Origin of the sequence: Bradyrhizobium sp. (assembly GCF_049586575.1) — a bacterium.
Classification (GTDB): domain Bacteria; phylum Pseudomonadota; class Alphaproteobacteria; order Rhizobiales; family Xanthobacteraceae; genus Bradyrhizobium.
Map to the genome: position 1 here is coordinate 1 of NZ_JBAVCF010000555.1, position 17651 is coordinate 17651.

19 protein-coding genes are annotated in these 17651 nt (G+C 61.3%); 11 read left to right on the forward strand and 8 right to left on the reverse strand.

Annotated features, from left to right (window positions below):
• Nucleotides 1-428: 428 nt before the first annotated feature.
• Entirely contained in the window at nucleotides 429-1268 is an 840-nt protein-coding gene (locus WB528_RS20945; RefSeq protein ID WP_423890323.1) for an alpha/beta fold hydrolase, read from the forward strand.
• A gap of 246 nt (nucleotides 1269-1514) precedes the next feature.
• Here WB528_RS20945 and WB528_RS20950 read toward each other — a convergent pair whose 3' ends face one another.
• Together WB528_RS20950 and WB528_RS20955 are read right to left on the reverse strand one after the other, a co-directional pair.
• Complete coding sequence (locus WB528_RS20950; RefSeq protein WP_423890324.1) at nucleotides 1515-1868, reverse strand: phasin; 354 nt, start codon at nucleotides 1866-1868, stop codon at nucleotides 1515-1517.
• A gap of 561 nt (nucleotides 1869-2429) precedes the next feature.
• Nucleotides 2430-2633, reverse strand: coding sequence for a hypothetical protein (locus tag WB528_RS20955; protein ID WP_423890325.1), 204 nt, complete (start codon nucleotides 2631-2633; stop codon nucleotides 2430-2432).
• Nucleotides 2634-2825: 192 nt separating this feature from the next.
• Between WB528_RS20955 and WB528_RS20960 the strand changes: the two genes are divergently transcribed.
• The 4 genes from WB528_RS20960 to WB528_RS20975 all read left to right on the forward strand — a co-directional run bounded on the left by WB528_RS20960 (nucleotide 2826) and on the right by WB528_RS20975 (nucleotide 6286).
• Nucleotides 2826-3062, forward strand: a complete 237-nt coding sequence (locus WB528_RS20960) for a hypothetical protein (protein ID WP_423890326.1) — start codon at nucleotides 2826-2828, stop codon at nucleotides 3060-3062.
• Nucleotides 3063-3144: 82 nt separating this feature from the next.
• Nucleotides 3145-4194 (forward strand): type III polyketide synthase, encoded by a 1050-nt coding sequence (locus tag WB528_RS20965; RefSeq protein ID WP_423890327.1) that lies wholly within the window; start codon nucleotides 3145-3147, stop codon nucleotides 4192-4194.
• Between the two features lie 14 nt (nucleotides 4195-4208).
• Nucleotides 4209-4709, forward strand: coding sequence for an isoprenylcysteine carboxyl methyltransferase family protein (locus WB528_RS20970; protein WP_423890328.1), 501 nt, complete (start codon nucleotides 4209-4211; stop codon nucleotides 4707-4709).
• A complete protein-coding gene (locus WB528_RS20975) occupies nucleotides 4706-6286 on the forward strand; it encodes a DHA2 family efflux MFS transporter permease subunit (RefSeq protein ID WP_423890329.1) in 1581 nt (526 codons plus the stop codon). Before WB528_RS20970 ends, WB528_RS20975 begins: the two co-directional genes overlap by 4 nt.
• Nucleotides 6287-6347: 61 nt before the next feature.
• Here the strand turns inward: WB528_RS20975 and WB528_RS20980 are convergent, their stop codons facing one another.
• From WB528_RS20980 to WB528_RS20990, 3 genes are all read right to left on the reverse strand, one after another.
• A complete protein-coding gene (locus tag WB528_RS20980; RefSeq protein ID WP_423890340.1) occupies nucleotides 6348-7196 on the reverse strand; it encodes a metal-dependent phosphohydrolase in 849 nt (282 codons plus the stop codon).
• A gap of 131 nt (nucleotides 7197-7327) precedes the next feature.
• Nucleotides 7328-7639 carry a hypothetical protein gene (locus WB528_RS20985; RefSeq protein WP_423890330.1) on the reverse strand — a complete coding sequence of 104 codons (312 nt, stop codon included), beginning with the start codon at nucleotides 7637-7639 and terminating at the stop codon, nucleotides 7328-7330.
• Nucleotides 7640-7719: 80 nt separating this feature from the next.
• Nucleotides 7720-8484, reverse strand: coding sequence for an SPFH domain-containing protein (locus WB528_RS20990; RefSeq protein WP_423890331.1), 765 nt, complete (start codon nucleotides 8482-8484; stop codon nucleotides 7720-7722).
• 193 nt (nucleotides 8485-8677) lie between these two features.
• On the opposite strand from WB528_RS20990, the gene WB528_RS20995 reads away from it, so the two are divergent.
• Entirely contained in the window at nucleotides 8678-9109 is a 432-nt protein-coding gene (locus WB528_RS20995) for a cupin domain-containing protein (protein WP_423890332.1), read from the forward strand.
• A gap of 194 nt (nucleotides 9110-9303) precedes the next feature.
• Here WB528_RS20995 and WB528_RS21000 read toward each other — a convergent pair whose 3' ends face one another.
• The gene (locus WB528_RS21000; protein WP_423890333.1) at nucleotides 9304-10359 is read right to left on the reverse strand and encodes a hypothetical protein; all 1056 of its coding nucleotides are present in this window, start codon (nucleotides 10357-10359) and stop codon (nucleotides 9304-9306) included.
• A gap of 248 nt (nucleotides 10360-10607) precedes the next feature.
• Between WB528_RS21000 and bamA the strand changes: the two genes are divergently transcribed.
• The gene (gene bamA, locus WB528_RS21005) at nucleotides 10608-12974 is read left to right on the forward strand and encodes an outer membrane protein assembly factor BamA (protein ID WP_423890334.1); all 2367 of its coding nucleotides are present in this window, start codon (nucleotides 10608-10610) and stop codon (nucleotides 12972-12974) included.
• Between the two features lie 623 nt (nucleotides 12975-13597).
• On the opposite strand, the gene WB528_RS21010 is transcribed toward bamA, so the two are convergent.
• Complete coding sequence (locus WB528_RS21010) at nucleotides 13598-13750, reverse strand: hypothetical protein (protein ID WP_423890335.1); 153 nt, start codon at nucleotides 13748-13750, stop codon at nucleotides 13598-13600.
• Between the two features lie 212 nt (nucleotides 13751-13962).
• Between WB528_RS21010 and WB528_RS21015 the strand changes: the two genes are divergently transcribed.
• The 3 genes from WB528_RS21015 to WB528_RS21025 all read left to right on the forward strand — a co-directional run bounded on the left by WB528_RS21015 (nucleotide 13963) and on the right by WB528_RS21025 (nucleotide 15464).
• Nucleotides 13963-14331 (forward strand): response regulator, encoded by a 369-nt coding sequence (locus tag WB528_RS21015; RefSeq protein WP_423890336.1) that lies wholly within the window; start codon nucleotides 13963-13965, stop codon nucleotides 14329-14331.
• Nucleotides 14332-14474: 143 nt separating this feature from the next.
• A complete protein-coding gene (locus WB528_RS21020) occupies nucleotides 14475-14975 on the forward strand; it encodes a hypothetical protein (protein WP_423890337.1) in 501 nt (166 codons plus the stop codon).
• A gap of 270 nt (nucleotides 14976-15245) precedes the next feature.
• A complete protein-coding gene (locus WB528_RS21025) occupies nucleotides 15246-15464 on the forward strand; it encodes a hypothetical protein (RefSeq protein ID WP_423890338.1) in 219 nt (72 codons plus the stop codon).
• 201 nt (nucleotides 15465-15665) lie between these two features.
• On the opposite strand, the gene WB528_RS21030 is transcribed toward WB528_RS21025, so the two are convergent.
• Nucleotides 15666-17147 carry an aldehyde dehydrogenase gene (locus tag WB528_RS21030; protein WP_423890339.1) on the reverse strand — a complete coding sequence of 494 codons (1482 nt, stop codon included), beginning with the start codon at nucleotides 17145-17147 and terminating at the stop codon, nucleotides 15666-15668.
• A gap of 148 nt (nucleotides 17148-17295) precedes the next feature.
• Here WB528_RS21030 and WB528_RS21035 point away from each other — a divergent pair.
• Nucleotides 17296-17651 (forward strand): hypothetical protein (locus WB528_RS21035; protein WP_423890341.1); only part of this gene is annotated, 356 nt, incomplete at its 3' end.

Sequence of the window (17651 nt, forward strand, 5' to 3'; positions counted from 1 at the left end):
GCCGTGATCGACGCCGTGGTCGCGATGATCAAGCAGAGGGCGGCGCGGGCTTAAGCGCCAACTATTGTCCGAAATCCCGCGCTCCCAAAGCCCCGGAAATGTGCCAAGGTTGCCTGCTTCGGGGCTAGGAAAATGACGGCATGAGCGATCTTCGCGAGTGGCTGCGTGCGAATAGTCTGGAGCAATACGCCGCAGTTGACCACCTAGGATCCTGGAGATTTCAGCCAAAACCCCGGAACCTCCGAGGACGCGGGGGCAACCAAGGGTTGGAGCCGGGATTTGGTCCCGGAAGCATCAAGGGTCCATGTTGCAAGGCAAAAAGATCGCAGCTTTCCGAAAATTAATTCGCCCGCGTGGTGGCTCGGAACCGCAGGTTGCGGCGTTTAGATGTTATCTTTCCAAAAGAAGATTTGATCGGGACGGAAATGATGAAACGGGCCCTGGCGGTGTTGGCCAGCATTTGCATCTTGTCGGGCGGCATCTACGTCGCCATCAGCAAATGGGCCATTCGGCATGAAACGCTCAATTTGTTCGACGCCACGCGGCAGCGCGCGGTGTCGGTCGATGTTGCGGTGCGCCGCGACTATGAGATGAAGGCCGATGACGGCTACTGGAAACTGCCGGTCGCGCTGATCTCTAACGGCAATACGGTGAAGAATACCGAATACTCCTTCCTGGAAAACGTGCTGGCGGCGCGCGGATATCTCGTAGCGAGCATCGAGCAGGACCTCCCGACCGACCCGCCGCTGGTCACGAAAGTAGGCTTGCCCTATGTCGGCCGCCTCGACGTCTACAAGCGCGGCGAGGCCAACATCCTCTTTGTCGTCGGACAGCTGAAGAAGATACAGCCGCATGCCAACTACGATCACCTGACCCTGGTCGGGCATTCCAACGGCGGCGATATCGCGATGTACACCGCAAAGGAGCATCCCGAACTGGTGTCGAAGGTCATCACGCTCGACAACCTGCGCGTTCCCTTCGTGCTCCACCATAAGATGAAGATCCTGTCGTTCCGCTCGAGCGACCCGAACTTCAAGACCGATCCCGGCGTGCTGCCGACACCGGAAGAGGCCAAGGCCGAGGGCATCGACATCGTGAAGACGCCGTTTCAGCATACCTGGCTGAGCGACCGTGGTCCGGACGAAGCGAAGGAAAAGATCGAGGCGACGCTGGACAAGTTCCTTGGCAGTACCTCCACCAGCGATCTGTCGCCGGTTCCGACCGACAGTCCGCTGATCGCCAAGCTCGGGCCCGCGCCCTATCCATAGCTATCCGTGCCTGGAACCTGAGTTCCTTTGGACGGAATTCGCATCTGCGGCCAAGCTGTCCGGAAAACCATTACGCGATTCAATTTGCGGGCGAGTTCCCGCCCCGCTATTCGTTTCTCGTTCGACGCGGAAACTGGACAACCGCCAGTACGGACGCATTTGCGCGGAACCTTGCTTGAAGGTTTCACGATTTGAAAACTTCGAAGCCTGATTTCAAGTCGCGGAAATTCCTGCGCAAAACGCGCCTCAGAATTTCGGTTTGATCGAGTCTTTCGCGGCCGACATCACATCGCCGGTCATTTGCCGCATATGCTCACCGGCATTGGTGAACTGGCTGCGCAAGAACTCCGACTGGATCTGCATGGCCTGCTGAAGGTCGGTGGCGTGCACGAGCTTGCGCGCATGTTCAAACGCCGCCTTCATGTTCTGCTCGGTGAAGGCCAGCGCCTGTTTCGATATTTCCGTTCCCGGGCTCGAAATCGTGGCTACGGATTTATTGGCGGCGTCAAAAAACATGCCAAACGCCCGTTCGGCCTGGTCGATGGTCTTTTCGGCCAAATCGCGCAACTCGGCCGGCACTTCCAGTTTCGGTTCGGACATTGGCGACATCCCTTCCGTTCGATTGGCCCTTCCCCCGAACTAGCATAGTTCGGCAGCGGAGGCGAATGCGCGAGCAAAGCCTTTCATCCTGGGCGCGACGGGGCGGCGGTCACAGAGACGTCCCCGGGGGGTGCCAGCGTGCCTCTCGCAAGGTTCAGATTGCATTCAGATTTCGCAATCCAAGCCTCATCACGCGGGGCGTCATATTCGAACAGGAGAACCCATGAAAGGGCGACCGGAAAGCCTGCGTTCGTTTCGGCATCCCGATCGGCCGCAACGAACAGCGCAGCGCGCACTGGCGCCGGGCGCACGCCGACTGGTTCTGGTTCGAACGACAAGTTCTCGAAGCCGACAAGTTCTCAAGCGCAAGAAAGAGGCCGCCTTCAAAGCTGTCTCTTTTTCTTGACGCAAATCCCGGCGCAGCCTCTTGAAAAGCCTCGGCACATCGAGGCGCGCTACAGCATCGCTTCGAAAGCCGTCGTGAAGCCCGTCTCCCGTGGAGGCTGCCGCTCGCGCAGCGATTGTTTCAAGCTTAAAAGCTTGCCAGTTAAAAGATTTTCGTCAGCGGGTCGTGAAGCGGCCGTTCATGCCGCCCGGCACGGGTGCGGGATCGGTGGCGAGTTGCTCGATCCAGGCAAGCACCTCCGCGCGCTGCGACGGCGAGAGCTTGATAAAGGCCTTCCACAGCCGCAAACCCTGCGCGGTTTCGCTCGAGGGGTACCCGAGCTTGGCGCTGACTTCCGAAACAGATGGGCGGTTTTTCATCTCGCGCCTTTTTTCGGGAATGTGAGGCGGCAGGAGCCAAGCAGACCCGCGCTCCAGTGGAAAGTATGCCAAGGAACAACCGCCCGGGCAAGGCTGAGTCGGAATATACCAGTCATATAAAAAGCTTCGTCGGAGATAAGCGGAGGTAATGGAGATCAACCTCTGGCTTAATTCAACAATGTCCGCGACAACTTGCGCTCTCTGCATATTGCGAAACGCCTGGCGCAATGGATCGATCAGAACAGTTTAGAAGGATTTCTGATGGCTTCCCGGAATTTGACGCGGCCTTCCGATCCCTCAACCGGCAATGCACCGACACCGTTCGCCCTCAAAGAGACTCTATCTGCCACCGCCGACGTCCACGCGTTGTTGCTGCTGTCCGCGCCGGCAATCGAAAGCGAGGGAAGGCAAAAAATCACCTTTAAGTGACAGTTTTGCCGGAAGCGTGCGAAATAAAGCCTTCTCGCCGCTGTTCCCATCATAATGGAAAAACGACACGGAAGATCTGTTCATGCAATCGGCTGCCCTGCTCTCCCTGGCGACCTCGGTCCCTCCCCACATCTTCCTGCAAAAGGACGTGATGAACGCCGCGTGGGGCGTGTTCGGCAGCCGTTTTCCCGACTATGAACGCTTCGCCAGCATTTTCACCAACACCGGAATCATCAAGCGTCACGGCGTCAAGCCGTTCGACTGGTACCTGACGCAGCGCGGCTGGCCCGAGCGCACCGCGGCTTTCCTCGAAGGCGCCGAAGCGTTGTTCGTCGATGCCGCGACCAAGGCGCTGGCCATCGCCAATCTCAGGGCCGCCGAAGTCGATACCGTCGTCACGGTCTGCTCGACCGGGATTGCGACCCCGAGCCTCGATGCGCGCGTCGCCCGCCGCATGGGTTTTCGTTCCGACATCTCGCGCGTGCCGGTGTTCGGGCTCGGCTGCGCCGGCGGCACCTCGGGCCTTTCGATCGCCTCGCGCCTCGCCCAGGCGCGGCCCGGCACCAACATCCTGCTGGTGACGGTCGAACTCTGCTCGCTCGCGCTTCGGCTCGACGAACTCACCAAGGCCAATATCATCGCCACCAGCCTGTTCGCCGACGGCGCCGCCGCGCTCGTGCTGCGCGCGGGCGATGGCGGCGAGACGCTGATCGAGGCTGCCGGCGAACATCTTTGGCCGGACACCCTTGAGGTGATGGGCTGGAATGTGGATCCCTTGGGCTTTGGCGTGATCCTTCGCCGCACCATACCGGAATTCGTCACGACCGAACTCAAGCCCGCGCTGACGCAGGTGCTCGGCCGGATGAAATTGAAGCTCGCCGACATCGACAAGTTCATTTGCCATCCCGGCGGCGCCAAGGTCGTCGACGCGATCGAAACCGCGCTGTCGCTCGATCAGGGCACGCTGGAGCATGAGCGGCAGGTGATCGCCGATCACGGCAACATGTCGGCGCCGACTGTGCTGTTCATCCTCGAACGCGCACGGGCGAAGGGACTGCCGCCGCGCTCGCTGCTGACCGCGCTCGGCCCCGGCTTCACCGCCAGTTGCGTTTCACTACGTCACGCGGCGTGACTCTGGCTGAAATCATGCTCGCGCTCGTGACGGCCCAGCGCGGCGCCGAACTGATCCTTTCCCGCAGCCACACGCGCACGCTGATGGCGCGCGGCGCCATCGAAGTGGCGCCCGGGCATTATCCCCTGATGGTCGCCGTTCACGCCACCTGGCTGATTTCGCTCTGGGTGTTCGGACACGACCAGCCGGTCAACTTGACTGCTCTCGCCCTTTATCTCGCGCTTCAGGGTTTGCGCATCTGGGTGATGGCGACGCTGGGTGAGCGCTGGACGACGCGCATCATTGTGCTGCCGAACGCGCCGCTGGTGGCGGGTGGCCCCTACCGCTATTTGCGCCATCCCAATTATGCGGTTGTGGCCGGCGAGATCGCGCTGCTGCCGCTGACGCTCGGCCTGCCCTGGATTGCGGCGATCTTCACGCTGCTCAACGCGGGCATCCTTTTCGTTCGCATCCGCGCCGAAGACCGCGCGCTTGATACCGCGCGCACGACCGCCGCGCCGGAAACGCCGGCATGAGCGAAGTGGCAAACATCCGCATCGGCGAGGCCGTTATCTTGCCGGACAACGCGGGCGTCCGAACCTGGCTCGGCTTCATCCTGATGTGCCTCGGCATGTTCATGGCGATCCTCGACATCCAGGTGGTTGCTACTTCCCTGCCCGCGATTCAGCAGGCGCTCGGTATCTCGCGCGATGCGATGAGCTGGATCCAGACCGCCTATCTGATCGCCGAGATCATCGCGATCCCGCTGACCGGCTGGCTGACGCGCGTCCTGACCCTGCGCTGGCTGTTCGTTGCCGCGATCGGCCTGTTCACCGCCGCCTCCATCGGCTGCGCCTTCTCGGACAATTTCGCATCGCTGATTTCCTGCCGCGTGGTGCAAGGCTTTGCCGGTGGCGCGCTGATCCCGGCGGTATTCTCCGCCGTCTTCCTGCTGTTTCCGCTGCGCCTGCATCCGGCGGCGACGACGCTTGCCGGGATTGTCGCGGTGCTGGCGCCGACCGTCGGCCCCGTGGTCGGCGGCTGGATCACCGACACCTGGTCCTGGCATTGGCTGTTTTTGATCAACGTCGCGCCCGGATTATTGGCGGCAGCCGCCACGCCTTTCCTGTTGCGGCAGGACAAGGTCAACTTCGCGGAATTCAAGAATCTCGATCGCCTCTCGTTATTGCTGATGGCGATGGCGCTTGCGACACTCGAGATCGGCCTCAAACAGGCCCCGCAGGACGGCTGGCTGGCTCTTCGCCCGCTGATGCTGTTTGCGGCGAGCCTTGCCAGCGGCGCGATCTTCGTGACGCGGTCGGTCAAGGCCGCCCACCCCGTCGTCGAACTGACCACGCTGCGCGCGAGAGCGTTCGCGGTCGGCTGCGCCTTGAGCTTCTGCCTCGGCGTCGGACTATTCGGCTCGGTGTATCTGATGCCGGTATTTCTCGCCTATGTCCGCCGCCACGACGCCTTCGAGATCGGCACCATCATGCTGGTGACGGGCGTGGCGCAACTCGCCGCCGCGCCGGTCGCGGGATTTTTCGAAAGCCGGCTCGACCCGCGCAAACTCTCAGCCTGCGGCTTTGCGCTGTTTGCAATTGGCCTGGGGCTCAGCGCCTTCCAGAGCCGCGTCGCGGATTTTGACGAGATGTTCTGGCCGCAAGTTCTGCGCGGCATCGCCATCATGTTCTGTCTGCTGCCGCCGACGCGGCTGGCGCTCGGCGCTTTGACACCACCGCAGGTGCCGGATGCGAGCGGACTATTCAACCTGATGCGCAATCTCGGCGGCGCCATCGGCATCGCCGCGATCGACACCGTTCTCTATGGCCGCACCGTCGGTCACGGCGAGGCGCTGCGCGACCGCCTGCTTGCCGGCGATGTGTCGGCCGCGAAGGCGATCGGCCTTGACGTCCAGCTCTTCCAGCATCCGCCGCCCGACGTGACGCAGGCGGCAATCGAGGCTTACGTGCGGCCGATGGTGGAGCGCGCGGCGTTTGCGATGTCGGTCAACGAGGCATGGATGCTGCTATCGGTGGTCGCGGTGGCAGGGCTATTGCTGGTGTGGTTTGTGGGTAAGCCTGTGACGGAAGCATCGAAGCCGCTGTCTTGATTCCTCCCCCCTGCGGCCCCTGCGGGGAGAGGGATCAGGAAAAACCCCTACCATCACGTGATCACGGTTGCGGACCCGACAGGTTCAGCTCACGCTCTGCGCGGAAAACATTAGCGTAGAGATTCGCGATCCATTGGCGTCCGCTCGACGTGACATTGAGGTAGCGTATCGCCACTTGAATCTGTGGCGCGACATTGTTCCAGTAGAACTGCGGATACTTGTAGACGACGTCAGCAGGCGTTTCGTAGCCAAGCTTTTTGTTCATGCCGATTTCGTCAAATTCGTAGAACAGTGCATTTGCCTTTTTCAGGTAATTGGGATCACCGAGTTGACCGATGAGATCGGCAGCTCGCAGCAACAAGCCCTCCTCTTCGTTCAGGTCGTCCTCGTTCGAAGACGGTGCATATGGAAAGCGCGTATATTCGATGGCCCGGGCAATTCGGCGGGCGTCCACCTCTTCGGTTCCGTCGAGGCGCTCGGAGACAAACAGCTTTGACCGGTCCACGTGATAGGGCGCGAGCGCGGCATCGGACGACCCTCGCGGCAGACGTATTGTGCGGCCACTGAGATCCGCGACATAGGACTCGTTTTCATCGCCCTGCAAAATCCCGCGAACGTATCCGATGTCATGGGCAAGGCACGCCAATATGAAATTGGCATAGTCGTCCGCGGTCGTCGCCCGCAACAACTGCCGCCCCATCAGGATGTCGTGTCCGGCAAGGGTAACGAGCATCGAGTGCTCGATGTTGTGATACAGGGCGTCGCTGTTGCCGATGCAATCAAGAGTCAGCCGGGCTGCGAAGGGGACAACTTCGGCCAAGCGGGCATGTGAAGTACCAAACCGGCTCCTGGTGTCCGAAGTCAGGAACGATCCCAGAGCCTGCGCTACCAATTCCGGAATTGTGATCATCTGAACACCCGCCTGGTTGAGCGTCGTGGTCCGACAAAATTCGCATCGGTCGCAACCCATGATAGCACATCGGCCCTGTGTGCGGCTGGCAAATGTCATCGCCGGAGCGGGATAAATTCCTCCTACCGTTGCTATCCCACGCCACTCGTTCGCGCCGACAGCACCACACGGCGATGATGAACGAGGTTGTCGAGCCGCTGCGCCACCGCGATCATCGCCAGCGCTTCCGTCCCGCCCTCATCGTCAACGGATCTGGTCAGGCGCGCGCGAAGCATGGCGTCGATCTCATCCTCGATCTTGCGCAATTCGGCTTCGTCTTCGAGGTCGCGGATTTTTTCAGTCAAGGCGCTGAGCCGTTCGAGCGTGGTCTGCGTTTTGTCGTCACCGCGAATGCCAAGAAATCGCCACGAGAAGATAGGGAGCGCGAAGTGTCGTGACGTCATCGCCGGGAACGGCCGGCGATCCCCGCAGCCTACCCTTTGGAATATCGAATCCGTTCTTTCTTGACCCGGCTCAGCCTGCCCTACTTCGTCGCCGAATCCTTCCCCAGCATCGTCAGCGCTTCCTGCACCGTGGTCATGAACTGCGCCGGGAAAATGATGGTCGAGTTCTTCTCGGTGGCGATTTCCGCCATGGTCTGCAAGGTGCGGAGCTGAAGCGCGACGGGGTGTTGCGTAATGATGTCGGCCGCCTCGCCCAGCTTCACCGCCGCCTGGTATTCGCCCTCGGCGGCGACGATCTTGGCGCGGCGCTCGCGCTCGGCCTCGGCTTCCTTGGCCATCGCGCGCTGCATGTTGTCCGGCAGCGTGATGTCCTTGATCTCGACCGCGGTCACCTGCGCGCCCCACGGCTCGGTATGGAGGTCGATGACGTTCTTGATCTGCTCGTTGATGCTCGCGGTGTCCGACAGCAGTTGATCGAGGCTGAAGCGCCCGACCACGTTGCGCACCGTGGTCTGGCTGATCTGGTTGATCGCGTTATAGACATTCTCGATCGCAATCACCGCCTTCTCCGGATCGGTGACGTGATAGTAGGCGACGGCAGCAATATCGATCGAGACGTTGTCCTTGGTGATGATCTTCTGCGAGGGGATCTGCATCGTGACGGTGCGCAGCGACACCCGCGTCATGGTCTGGAACGGCACAAAGATCAGCGTCAGGCCGGGGCCGCGCACGCCTCCGAACCTGCCGAGAAGGAACACCACGCCGCGTTCATATTGCTTGAGCACCCGGATCGAGACGAAAGCATAAATGATGACGAGAAAAATCAGAATTGAAATGAATCCCATGGGACGCTCCTCGCGCTTTGCAGCCTCAATTCTTCCCGGAAAGGCTACCCTATGTGGGGCGGATGAAGCCAAGACTACAAGGCCCGGTTGCGGTGATTAAAATCGCCGAAGCGCCTTGCCAAGGCTCCTTCCCTCGGGCAATTTTTCCGGTCGAACCGGCCTCGCGAAAAAGCCGGTCAAAAGGGAGGTCACCATGCTCTCACGCCGAGACTTTGCCAGCGTTGCGTCCTGCGCGCTCTGTTCCCTCACCGGCTTCATCGCCACCGACGCCTCCGCCCAGACACCGCCGCCCGCGACCAACGGCACCCCGGGCGTAAAGCGGAAGATCCTGTCGCAGACCGACGGTCCGACGCCGGGCTACACCACATTGGTTGTCGATATTGAAATCGAACCCGGCGTGATGATCGGCCGCCACACCCATCCCGGCATCGAAAGCGCCTACATGCTGGACGGCGGCTTCGACCTGCCGATCGAGGGCCAGCCGACGAGAGCGTTCAAGCCCGGCGATGGCGTGGTGATCCCGCCGAACACGCCGCATGCCGGCGGCAAGAACGGCGACAAGAAGAGCCACATCATCTCGACCTACATTGTCGAGAAGGGAAAGCCGCTGGCGTCACCGGCCTAGGCGCGCGCAAGCTCCGCTCCTTCGTCATTCCGGGATGCGCCGTAAGGCGCAGACCCGGAATCCATGGCGCCGCTCGAATGCTCGAAGAAATGGATTCTCAGGTGCGCAATAGCGCACCATAATTCGCGCTACAGCGCGCCCCGGAATGACGTCAGTTGTCCTTCCCGGAAATGACGAAGGCTGAAGTGCGGCCGTTACTGCTGCTGCTTCTCCCAGAACGACAACAGCCCCTGGCCGGCGGAGCCACCGATCACGCAGGGGATTCCGACCGCGATGGCGCCCAGCGCTGCCGCCGAGACGCAGCCGAGCGCGACCGCGCCGACGCCGACCTGGCCCCAGAAGTCCAGATTGCGGCGTGAGTCGGAGCCTTTCGCCTTCAGTTCATCGACGGCTGCCAGCGCGTCCTTGCGCACCGCGCCAAGCTGCACGGTATCGGCCGCTTCCACCACTTCGGTCAGCGGCACCTTCACCGCGTCGCTCTGCACCTTGAGTTCGCTGCGGAGATATTCGCGCAAATTGGTATCGCGCACCGCGTAGCTCGCGAGCGTGTAACGCGCCATGCTGCCCACGGTGAGCTTGTCGACGGTGTCGCGGCTCTTGCTCCAGGGCAGCATCGCCATGATGCGCAGGATCGGCCGGTACGAGCCGGTTGCGAAATAATAGCCCCACAGCGTATCGAGCAGATCCTGGTTGCCGGCGAAGGTCTGCTGCATCTTCATCTTCTTGTCGTCCTTGGCGAACGGGTTCTTGGTGAACACGCCCTTGACCTTGTCCATCATGCCCGGCTGGTTTTCCTCCAGCGGAATGTCGGTCAGCGTCGGCAGACTGCCGGCAAGGTAGGCATCGATCATCACCTGCCGTCCCGGCATTTTCGGCGCCACCTTTCGCAACAGATTGCGCCAGTCGGGCACGCCTGAAAACGCGATCGCGCGCACGATCACCCATTCGTCTTCCGCCGGCACCGGAAAGAAACTGTTGACGAGCGCCTCGGCCTTCGCCGGGTTGGATGCGATCGCGCCCGCAATGAAGCCCAGATAGATGCCGGCATTCTCCGGCTCCTTGAAGGTCTGGGCGTGAAACAGCACGCGCACCGCCGCGGGGATGTGCCCATAGTCCGGCCTGGCGCGATAGTTGTAGATCCACTGCTGCACGACGCCGAGCGAAGCCCGCGGATCGACGTCCGGCGTGGACACGGCAAATGTCGGCTGGATGGTCAGCAGGAAAGCAAGGACGAAGGCTACGCAACGCATGTGATGCTCCTCGAAGCGCCCGCGGGCTGCATCTTTCGATGCCGCCAGTGATGCTCTTAGGCAACGACCTAGAAAACATTTGGGCCGGCATAAGGACATTTTCTGGATGGCATGTCACAGCTCGCGTCGAAATTGTGGCAGCCGTTAACGTTTAAGGCATCATCTCTCCCCGCCGCCGACATTGTTTCGCCCACCCCGCAAACTTCCATGGAAGCCTGGCAAAGGGCGCGTGGGATTCGAGTTCAGGCGTGACAAGCGTAACGAGACCGTGGACGGCGTTGGGCCTTGTGTTTGGCCTTATGGCGGGCTTGGCACTGGGTGCAGCGTCTTCTCGGGCCGCCGGTGACAACAAGACCAGCGATTTCGAGGAAAGAGCCCGTGCGCAGATCACCGTCGAAGGTAACAAGCGCGTCGATGCCGCGACCATCCGCTCTTATTTCCACCCCTCGCCAGACGGCCGCTTCGATGAAGCCGCGCGCGATGCGGCGCTGAAGGCGCTGATCGCCACGCATCTGTTCGACACGGTTTCGGTCGATCGCGACGGCGGGAAACTGGTCGTGCATCTGCATGAGGCGCCGGTGCTCGACAAGGTCACCTTCGAGGGCAACAAGCGCGTCAAGGACAGCGACCTGACGACGGGGATCGAATCCAAGCCGCGCGGCAGCCTGCAACGTTCAGCCGTACAGGCCGACGTCAACCACATCATCGAGGCCTACAAGCATGTCGGCCGCGACGATGTCAGCGTGAAGCCCGTCATCATCGACCGCGGCAGCGACCGCGTCGATCTCGTCTTTGAAGTGACCGAAGGCGCCAAGACGCCGGTCAGGCAAATCAACTTCACCGGCAATACCGCGTTCGGCAAGCGGCAACTCGCCGCCGTCATCAAGACCTCCGCCAGCAATGTGCTGAGCTTCCTGACCGGCGGCGACGTCTACGATCCCGACATCGTCAACGCCGATCGCGAGCTGTTGCGCAATTACTATCGAAGCAAGGGCTATGCCGACGTCAACGTGCCCCGGGTCAACGCCGAATACGATCCCGGCGCAAGGGGATTCACGCTGACTTATGCGATCGACGAGGGCCCGATCTATCGTTTCGGCGATATTGCCGTCGACTGCCGTGTCGACGGTGTCGATCCGGACAAACTTCGCCGTCTGCTGACGCTGCAATCCGGTGCGTTGTTCGACGGTGCGAGGCTCGACAAGAGCACCGACAAGCTTTCGGCCGAACTCGCCAAGCTCGGCTATCCCTTTGCCCGGGTGCAGGCCCACACGTTACGCGATGCCGCCGGCCGCCGCATCAATATCTCCTTTGCGATCGAACAGGGTCCGCGCGCCTATGTCGAGCGCATCGACATCCACGGCAACACCCGCACGCGCGGTTACGTGATCCGCCGCGAGTTCGACGTCGCGGAAGGCGATGCCTTCAACAAGGGGCTGATCGACCGCGCCGAGCGGCGGCTGAAGAACCTGGACTACTTCAAGACCGTCAAGATCACGACCAAGCCCGGCTCGGCATCGGACCGCGTCATTCTCGACGTCGAGCTGCAGGAAAAGGACACCGGCGATTTCAACATCGCCGGCGGCTATTCGACCACCGACGGCTGGCTCGCCGAAATCAAGCTTGGCGACAGGAGTTTCGCCGGCACGGGCGTCGCGCTCAACTCCACCTTCACCTACGGCCAGTACGCCCGCGGCTTCGATGTCTCGGCGACCGATCCCGGCTTTTTCGGCAACCGGGCGTCGGCCGGCATCGACCTCATGGCCAAGGAGGCCGACACCAGTCCATATCAATCCTACGGCACGGTGAATTACGGCGCGACCATGCTGGTCGGCACGCCGATCTCCGAACAGCTCAACATGCAGTTCCGCTATTCGATCTCGCGGCAGGACGTTACCCTCGATCCGGCTTCGCTCGCCGCCCCGCCTTCGATCGTGGTCCAGCAGGCGGCCGCGGCCGGGCCGCAATGGGTGTCGGCGGTCGGCGACACCGCGACCTATTCGACCGTCGATAATCCGAAGGCGCCGACCGAGGGCTTCTCCTCGCAACTGCGCCAGGACCTCGCCGGCCTCGGCGGCGACGTCCGCTTCCTGCGCACCACGGAGGATTTCCATTATTACCACGCGCTCAACGACGACGTGGTGGCGCTCGCCCGCGCGCAAGGCGGCTACATCACCGGCTGGGGCGGCAGCCAGGTGCCGCTGATCGACAACTTCTTCGGCGGCCCGTCGATGGTGCGCGGCTTCGCGCCCAACGGCTTCGGCCCGCGCGATCTCACGCCCGGCACCACGATGGATAATGTCGGCGGCAGCATGTACTGGGCGACGACCGCCGAACTCCAGAGCAACATTCCGGGCCTGCCGTCGGAATATGGCCTCAAGGCGGTCGCCTTTGTCGACTCCGGCAGCGTCTTCCACTACAGCGGGGCGACGACTTTTCCCGGCTCGACCCAATCGCTGCAACTCGCTAGCGCCAACGTGCTGCGATCTTCCGTCGGCGTCGGCATGACGTGGGCCTCGCCGTTCGGCCCGCTCAACGTCAGCTATGCGGTGCCAATCACCAAGGCTTCCTACGACGTGACGCAACCGCTCGGGTTTACCGCTTCGCCATTTTGAGGCCTCTTCCTTTTCCCTCCCCCGCGAGCATCAGCGAGCAGCGGGGAGGGATAAGAAAGCTCGCGTGTTCCTGCGATGCGGTGAGCTGGTGGAGATACAGGCTGCTCGCAGCCGCTCGGCTCTACCGCTTCACCGTTCGTTCCAAGCGCCGCCTATCCCAAGTTCGTGATAATCGATGCCCGAAAGAGTTATGCCCACTTGAAGCCTCCGGAACATTCCTCAAATGGAGATGCGACGACAGCTTCCGGCCAGGCGCTGGCGATGGAAAGTCAGGGAGGCGATCGTGAAGAAGTTTCTTTTGGCTGTTGCTTTGAGCTCGGCATTTGTCACGGGCGCCATCGCGCAAACCTATGATCCCTCGCCGAGGGATCCTCCATTCGGAAAAGCAACCCCGGACAACGACACCTTTCACCTGCCGAACCAGACTGATCTCTGGGGTCCGGTCGATACCTGGAGCGCGTCCGGTGGCAGCGTGACCAACGATGAAACGTCAAGAGGCGGGCGAATCCGAAGGATGCCGGCAACGAGAACGCCGTGAAGCTGCGCTGCGCGCGGCAATCCCAGGGACAATAAGGGACAAAGAAGGATAAAAAAATGGCCCCGATGAAGGGGCCATTTTCTGATCACATCTTGCCGTGGTGATGCATGTGATGGTGGTGGTGCATGTGATGATGCGTATGGTGATGCATCATCGGTTTGTCTTTTGCGCTCGCGACTTGCGGCATTGCAAACGCGATAGCGGCCAACGCGGCCAGAACGTACGAAAATGTCCTCATTGAATTCTCTCGCCCTCCCAAGTGCCTGCTGATTCAGGCACACACAAAGGCTAACAAACGCGGACGTTGCGGCCAACATGAGAATTATGAACGAACGTTCAGCTACAGTTCACGCCGACAGCAAGCTCGCTGTTGCGTGGCGCATCACAATGCCCGTGAACAATCTTTGCCCTTCGGGACTTAACTCTCTTTGGCAAACGGAGGTACGGACGATGGGACAATCAAAACCTTATCGGCCGACTGCTTTGGTGGTCGAGGATGACCCGATCCAGCGCGAGATGATTGCGTTCATGCTGGAAGAAACCGACTACGACGTCATCCAGTGCGAGGATGCCGAAACGGCCGAACTTGCTCTCAAGAGCCGGCATCCCGCGGTGCTGATTACCGACGTCAGCCTCGTCGGCCACATGACGGGCCTCGAGCTTGCTCATCTGGCGCGGCGATCCGATCCGGCGCTTTGCATTATCATCGTGTCCGGAAAGCCGCTGACGAGTGCGTTGCCAGACCACGTAGCTTTCTTTTCGAAACCGGTTTATCCGGTTGAACTGATACGCGAGATCGGCATCAGCCGCAGACACTAGTGGAGTGGATTTGACATTCGCCCCCCTGTAGCCTGGAATACGCAATGCGAATGTCAATTGCTCAGAGAACGCCGGCTCTGCTACCCTGCGGCGGAGGTCTTGAAAGTCGAGGGTCTCTCGTCGGCGAAAGCCCGGACCCGCTCGTGCCGATCGAATGGACTGCATGGACAACGCCTGGTGTTGAAATGAACATTGCAATTGTTCTGATCCTGGCACTGTTACTCTCAAGCCCTGCCATTGCGGCGGAAACCGCCGCGATGTTCGCTAAAGGCGTCATTACCGAGCCGGGCTTGCATCCATGGACGATCGTTACACTTCCCGACGAATGCCTCGTGGTTGAGCTCAGGCTCGATCCCTTCGTTGCGAAGCACGGCGACTTGAAGAGAGAGTTCGGCGCGATAGCGCGGACGATTGTTCCCGCGGCACTGGACAAATTCCCAAAGCTGAAGAGCGTTCAGTTGACTGGATTGCTCACGATCCGCGACAAACGCGGCAACGAGCGCGAGGTACAGGCTGTCATGGTCAAGTTCTACCGGGCAAAATCGGCTTCGATAAAATGGGCAACGGTCAATCCCGAGGATGTCATCGGTCTATCCGACAAGAAAACCGTTTCGCCGATGCTTGCAGCGACTGTTGCGCGTTGAGCGGTACGCGGCCCTGGTCCAGCAAGAGGCGCATTACCGACCTACCCGACGAAATTCCAAAAACCCGCCGGAAGCCGATGCGCTCAACGGCGTGAGCCGCAGATCGTCGCCATCGAATTCTACCGGCCGAAACCCTCAAGTCACCAGGAGCAATCTATGGTTTTACCTGTCGTCCGCGTATCCATCTTTCGCTGCTCGCCCGACAAGTTTGCACGTCTACGAACGATGATGGTCGACGCCGATCCGATATTGCGGCCGGGAATAGAAGCAATGAACGGTCTTCTCACCTTCTACGCCGGCGCCGATGAAGCAACGTCATCATTGACCAATGTAAGCCTTTGGACTGACCTCGCAGCAGCCAAGCAATTGGACACGTTTGCGCCGATGCTCGAACTTGGCCGCAAGTTTACCGAAGCCGGCGCCACTTTCGAGCGCCCTATCATGAATTACGCGACCTTGTGGCAGCTTGCGCAGGCATCGAAACCGTAGGCGGTCGACTTCCAGCCGGGCTGGCCTATTTCGAAGTCTTTCGGCTGTTGGCCTCGGTCACGCTCGTACCAGTCGTGCTGCTCATGAAACGTTCGGTGGCCGAGAAAAGCGCGCGCGCCGGCGTCGAGTGACGATGAAGCAAAGCGGACTTGGCGCCCTTGTGAAAGGTCCGCCGCCAGAACGTCATCGCATGACAAGACGTCACCGCATGACGAAGGGATTGGCGGGAACGTCCTTCGCGGTCGAGATCCAAACGCTCTTTGTCTCGAGATACTCGCGGACGGCGTCGATTCCGCTCTCGCGCCCGAGCCCTGAATGTTTCATGCCGCCAAATGGCATCATGTAACTGATGGCGCGGTAGGTATTCACCCAGACCGTTCCGGCGCGCAGCAGTTTCGGCACGCGCACCGCGCGGCCGAGATCGCGCGTCCAGATGCCCGCGGCGAGACCGTAGATCGTGTCGTTGGCGATCCGGATGGCGTCTTCCTCGGTATCGAAGCCGATGATCGAGAGCACCGGCCCGAACACTTCCTCGCGCGCGATCCGCATCGTGTTGTCGACATCGGTGAAAATGGTCGGCTCGACGAACTGGCCACCCACGATGCCCGCGCCCGAGGCCGGCTTGCCGCCGAGCAGGCAGCGCGCCCCCTCACCCTTGGCAATCTCGATATAATCGAGCACCTTCTTGTACTGCGCCGGCGTCGTGATCGGTCCGATATTGGTATCCGGTTTCATCGGATCGCCGATCCTGGCCGAACGCGCCAGTTCCAAGAGACGCGCCTCAAACTCGGCCCTGATCGATTTCTGCACGAGAAGGCGCGATCCGGCGATGCAGGTCTGCCCCGTGGCGGCGAAGATTCCGGAGACGGCGCCGGCTGCGGCCGCGGCGAGATCTGCGTCCTCGAACACGATGTTGGGGGACTTGCCTCCGAGCTCGAGCGATACCCGCTTGAGGCTGCGCGCGGCGGTCTCATAGACCTTCGCGCCTGTCGTGTCCGATCCGGTAAAGGTGATCTTGGCGACGCCGGGATGGGAGATCAACTCGGTGCCGATTTCGGGCCCGAAGCCCGTCACCACGTTGAAGATGCCGTCGGGAATGCCGGCCTCTTTGGTCAGCGCGGCGAACTCCAGCGTGCTCGCCGACGTAAATTCCGACGGCTTGACGATGACGGCGCAACCGGCGGCAAGCGCGGCGGCGCATTTCCAGGCGACGAACAGCAGCGGCGAATTCCAGGCCGTGAGTGCCGCGACCACGCCGACGGGTTCATGCGTCGTGTAGGCGAACGTCTCCGGCTTGTCGATCGGCACAAGAGTGCCCTGGAGCTTGTCGACGAGACCGCCGAAGTACCACCACCACTCCGGATGGTAGCGGAGCTGGCCGAGCATCTCGGCCATCAGCTTGCCGTTGTCGCGCACCTCGATCTCGGCGAGCCGCTCGGCGTTCGCAGCGACGAGGTCGCCAAGCTTGCGCATCAGTTTGCCGCGGGCTGACGCCGTCATCTTCGACCAGGGACCGCGCCACATCGCCTCTTTGGCGGCCTTCACGGCCCTGTCGGCATCGGCGGCCGATCCGCGCGGAATCTTCGCCCAGGGCTCGCCGCGATACGGATCGATGGAATCGAACCACTGGCCGTTGGCGGGATCGACATAGCTGCCGTTGATATAAAGCTGGTAGGTTTTCATGGATCGTCTCCTGTCGAAGAAGGACGGTTTCGGGCGAACGCTATGCCCGCACCCCGTTTCCCGCAATTCAAAATAGGGCTGCTTCGACGAAGAACTATGTGCGCGGATTTGAGTGGTCTTCCCGCCGCCGGATGTCTATGGTGCGCCGATGTCGCGCATCGTGTGTCTATCAATTGCTGTCGTTCTGTCGCTGCTGTCGGTAGCGGCGCAAGCGGCAGCCGTTCACAAGCGGCCCAAGCCGGTTTGGCACGGCTACGGCTTCCTGCCGGGCTATCATCAGCCGCTGAGCAACAGCCAGCCGCTCTTTGCCCAGAAAAATGCGATGCGACGCTTGGCGCGCCAGAACCGGCGCCCCTGGTATATCGACCCGACCCCTGATTACTACGGCTATGACGGCGAATGGCACTATGTCGGCCGGCCCGGCTTCTACCGCGGCCAGTACAATGGCGGCACCTTTGGTCCGTGCTGGACGCGGACCCCGATCGGACCGGTCTGGAATTGCGG

What these genes read in the sequence shown, in the direction of transcription:
- WB528_RS20945 (WP_423890323.1), top strand. Translation starts at nt 429, where the DNA reads ATGAAACGGGCCCTGGCGGTGTTGGCCAGCATTTGCATCTTGTCGGGC.
- WB528_RS20950 (WP_423890324.1), bottom strand. Translation starts at nt 1,868, where the DNA reads ATGTCCGAACCGAAACTGGAAGTGCCGGCCGAGTTGCGCGATTTGGCC.
- WB528_RS20955 (WP_423890325.1), bottom strand. Translation starts at nt 2,633, where the DNA reads ATGAAAAACCGCCCATCTGTTTCGGAAGTCAGCGCCAAGCTCGGGTAC.
- WB528_RS20965 (WP_423890327.1), top strand. Translation starts at nt 3,145, where the DNA reads ATGCAATCGGCTGCCCTGCTCTCCCTGGCGACCTCGGTCCCTCCCCAC.
- WB528_RS20970 (WP_423890328.1), top strand. Translation starts at nt 4,209, where the DNA reads ATGCTCGCGCTCGTGACGGCCCAGCGCGGCGCCGAACTGATCCTTTCC.
- WB528_RS20975 (WP_423890329.1), top strand. Translation starts at nt 4,706, where the DNA reads ATGAGCGAAGTGGCAAACATCCGCATCGGCGAGGCCGTTATCTTGCCG.
- WB528_RS20980 (WP_423890340.1), bottom strand. Translation starts at nt 7,196, where the DNA reads ATGATCACAATTCCGGAATTGGTAGCGCAGGCTCTGGGATCGTTCCTG.
- WB528_RS20985 (WP_423890330.1), bottom strand. Translation starts at nt 7,639, where the DNA reads ATGACGTCACGACACTTCGCGCTCCCTATCTTCTCGTGGCGATTTCTT.
- WB528_RS20990 (WP_423890331.1), bottom strand. Translation starts at nt 8,484, where the DNA reads ATGGGATTCATTTCAATTCTGATTTTTCTCGTCATCATTTATGCTTTC.
- WB528_RS20995 (WP_423890332.1), top strand. Translation starts at nt 8,678, where the DNA reads ATGCTCTCACGCCGAGACTTTGCCAGCGTTGCGTCCTGCGCGCTCTGT.
- WB528_RS21000 (WP_423890333.1), bottom strand. Translation starts at nt 10,359, where the DNA reads ATGCGTTGCGTAGCCTTCGTCCTTGCTTTCCTGCTGACCATCCAGCCG.
- WB528_RS21010 (WP_423890335.1), bottom strand. Translation starts at nt 13,750, where the DNA reads ATGAGGACATTTTCGTACGTTCTGGCCGCGTTGGCCGCTATCGCGTTT.
- WB528_RS21015 (WP_423890336.1), top strand. Translation starts at nt 13,963, where the DNA reads ATGGGACAATCAAAACCTTATCGGCCGACTGCTTTGGTGGTCGAGGAT.
- WB528_RS21025 (WP_423890338.1), top strand. Translation starts at nt 15,246, where the DNA reads ATGAACGGTCTTCTCACCTTCTACGCCGGCGCCGATGAAGCAACGTCA.
- WB528_RS21030 (WP_423890339.1), bottom strand. Translation starts at nt 17,147, where the DNA reads ATGAAAACCTACCAGCTTTATATCAACGGCAGCTATGTCGATCCCGCC.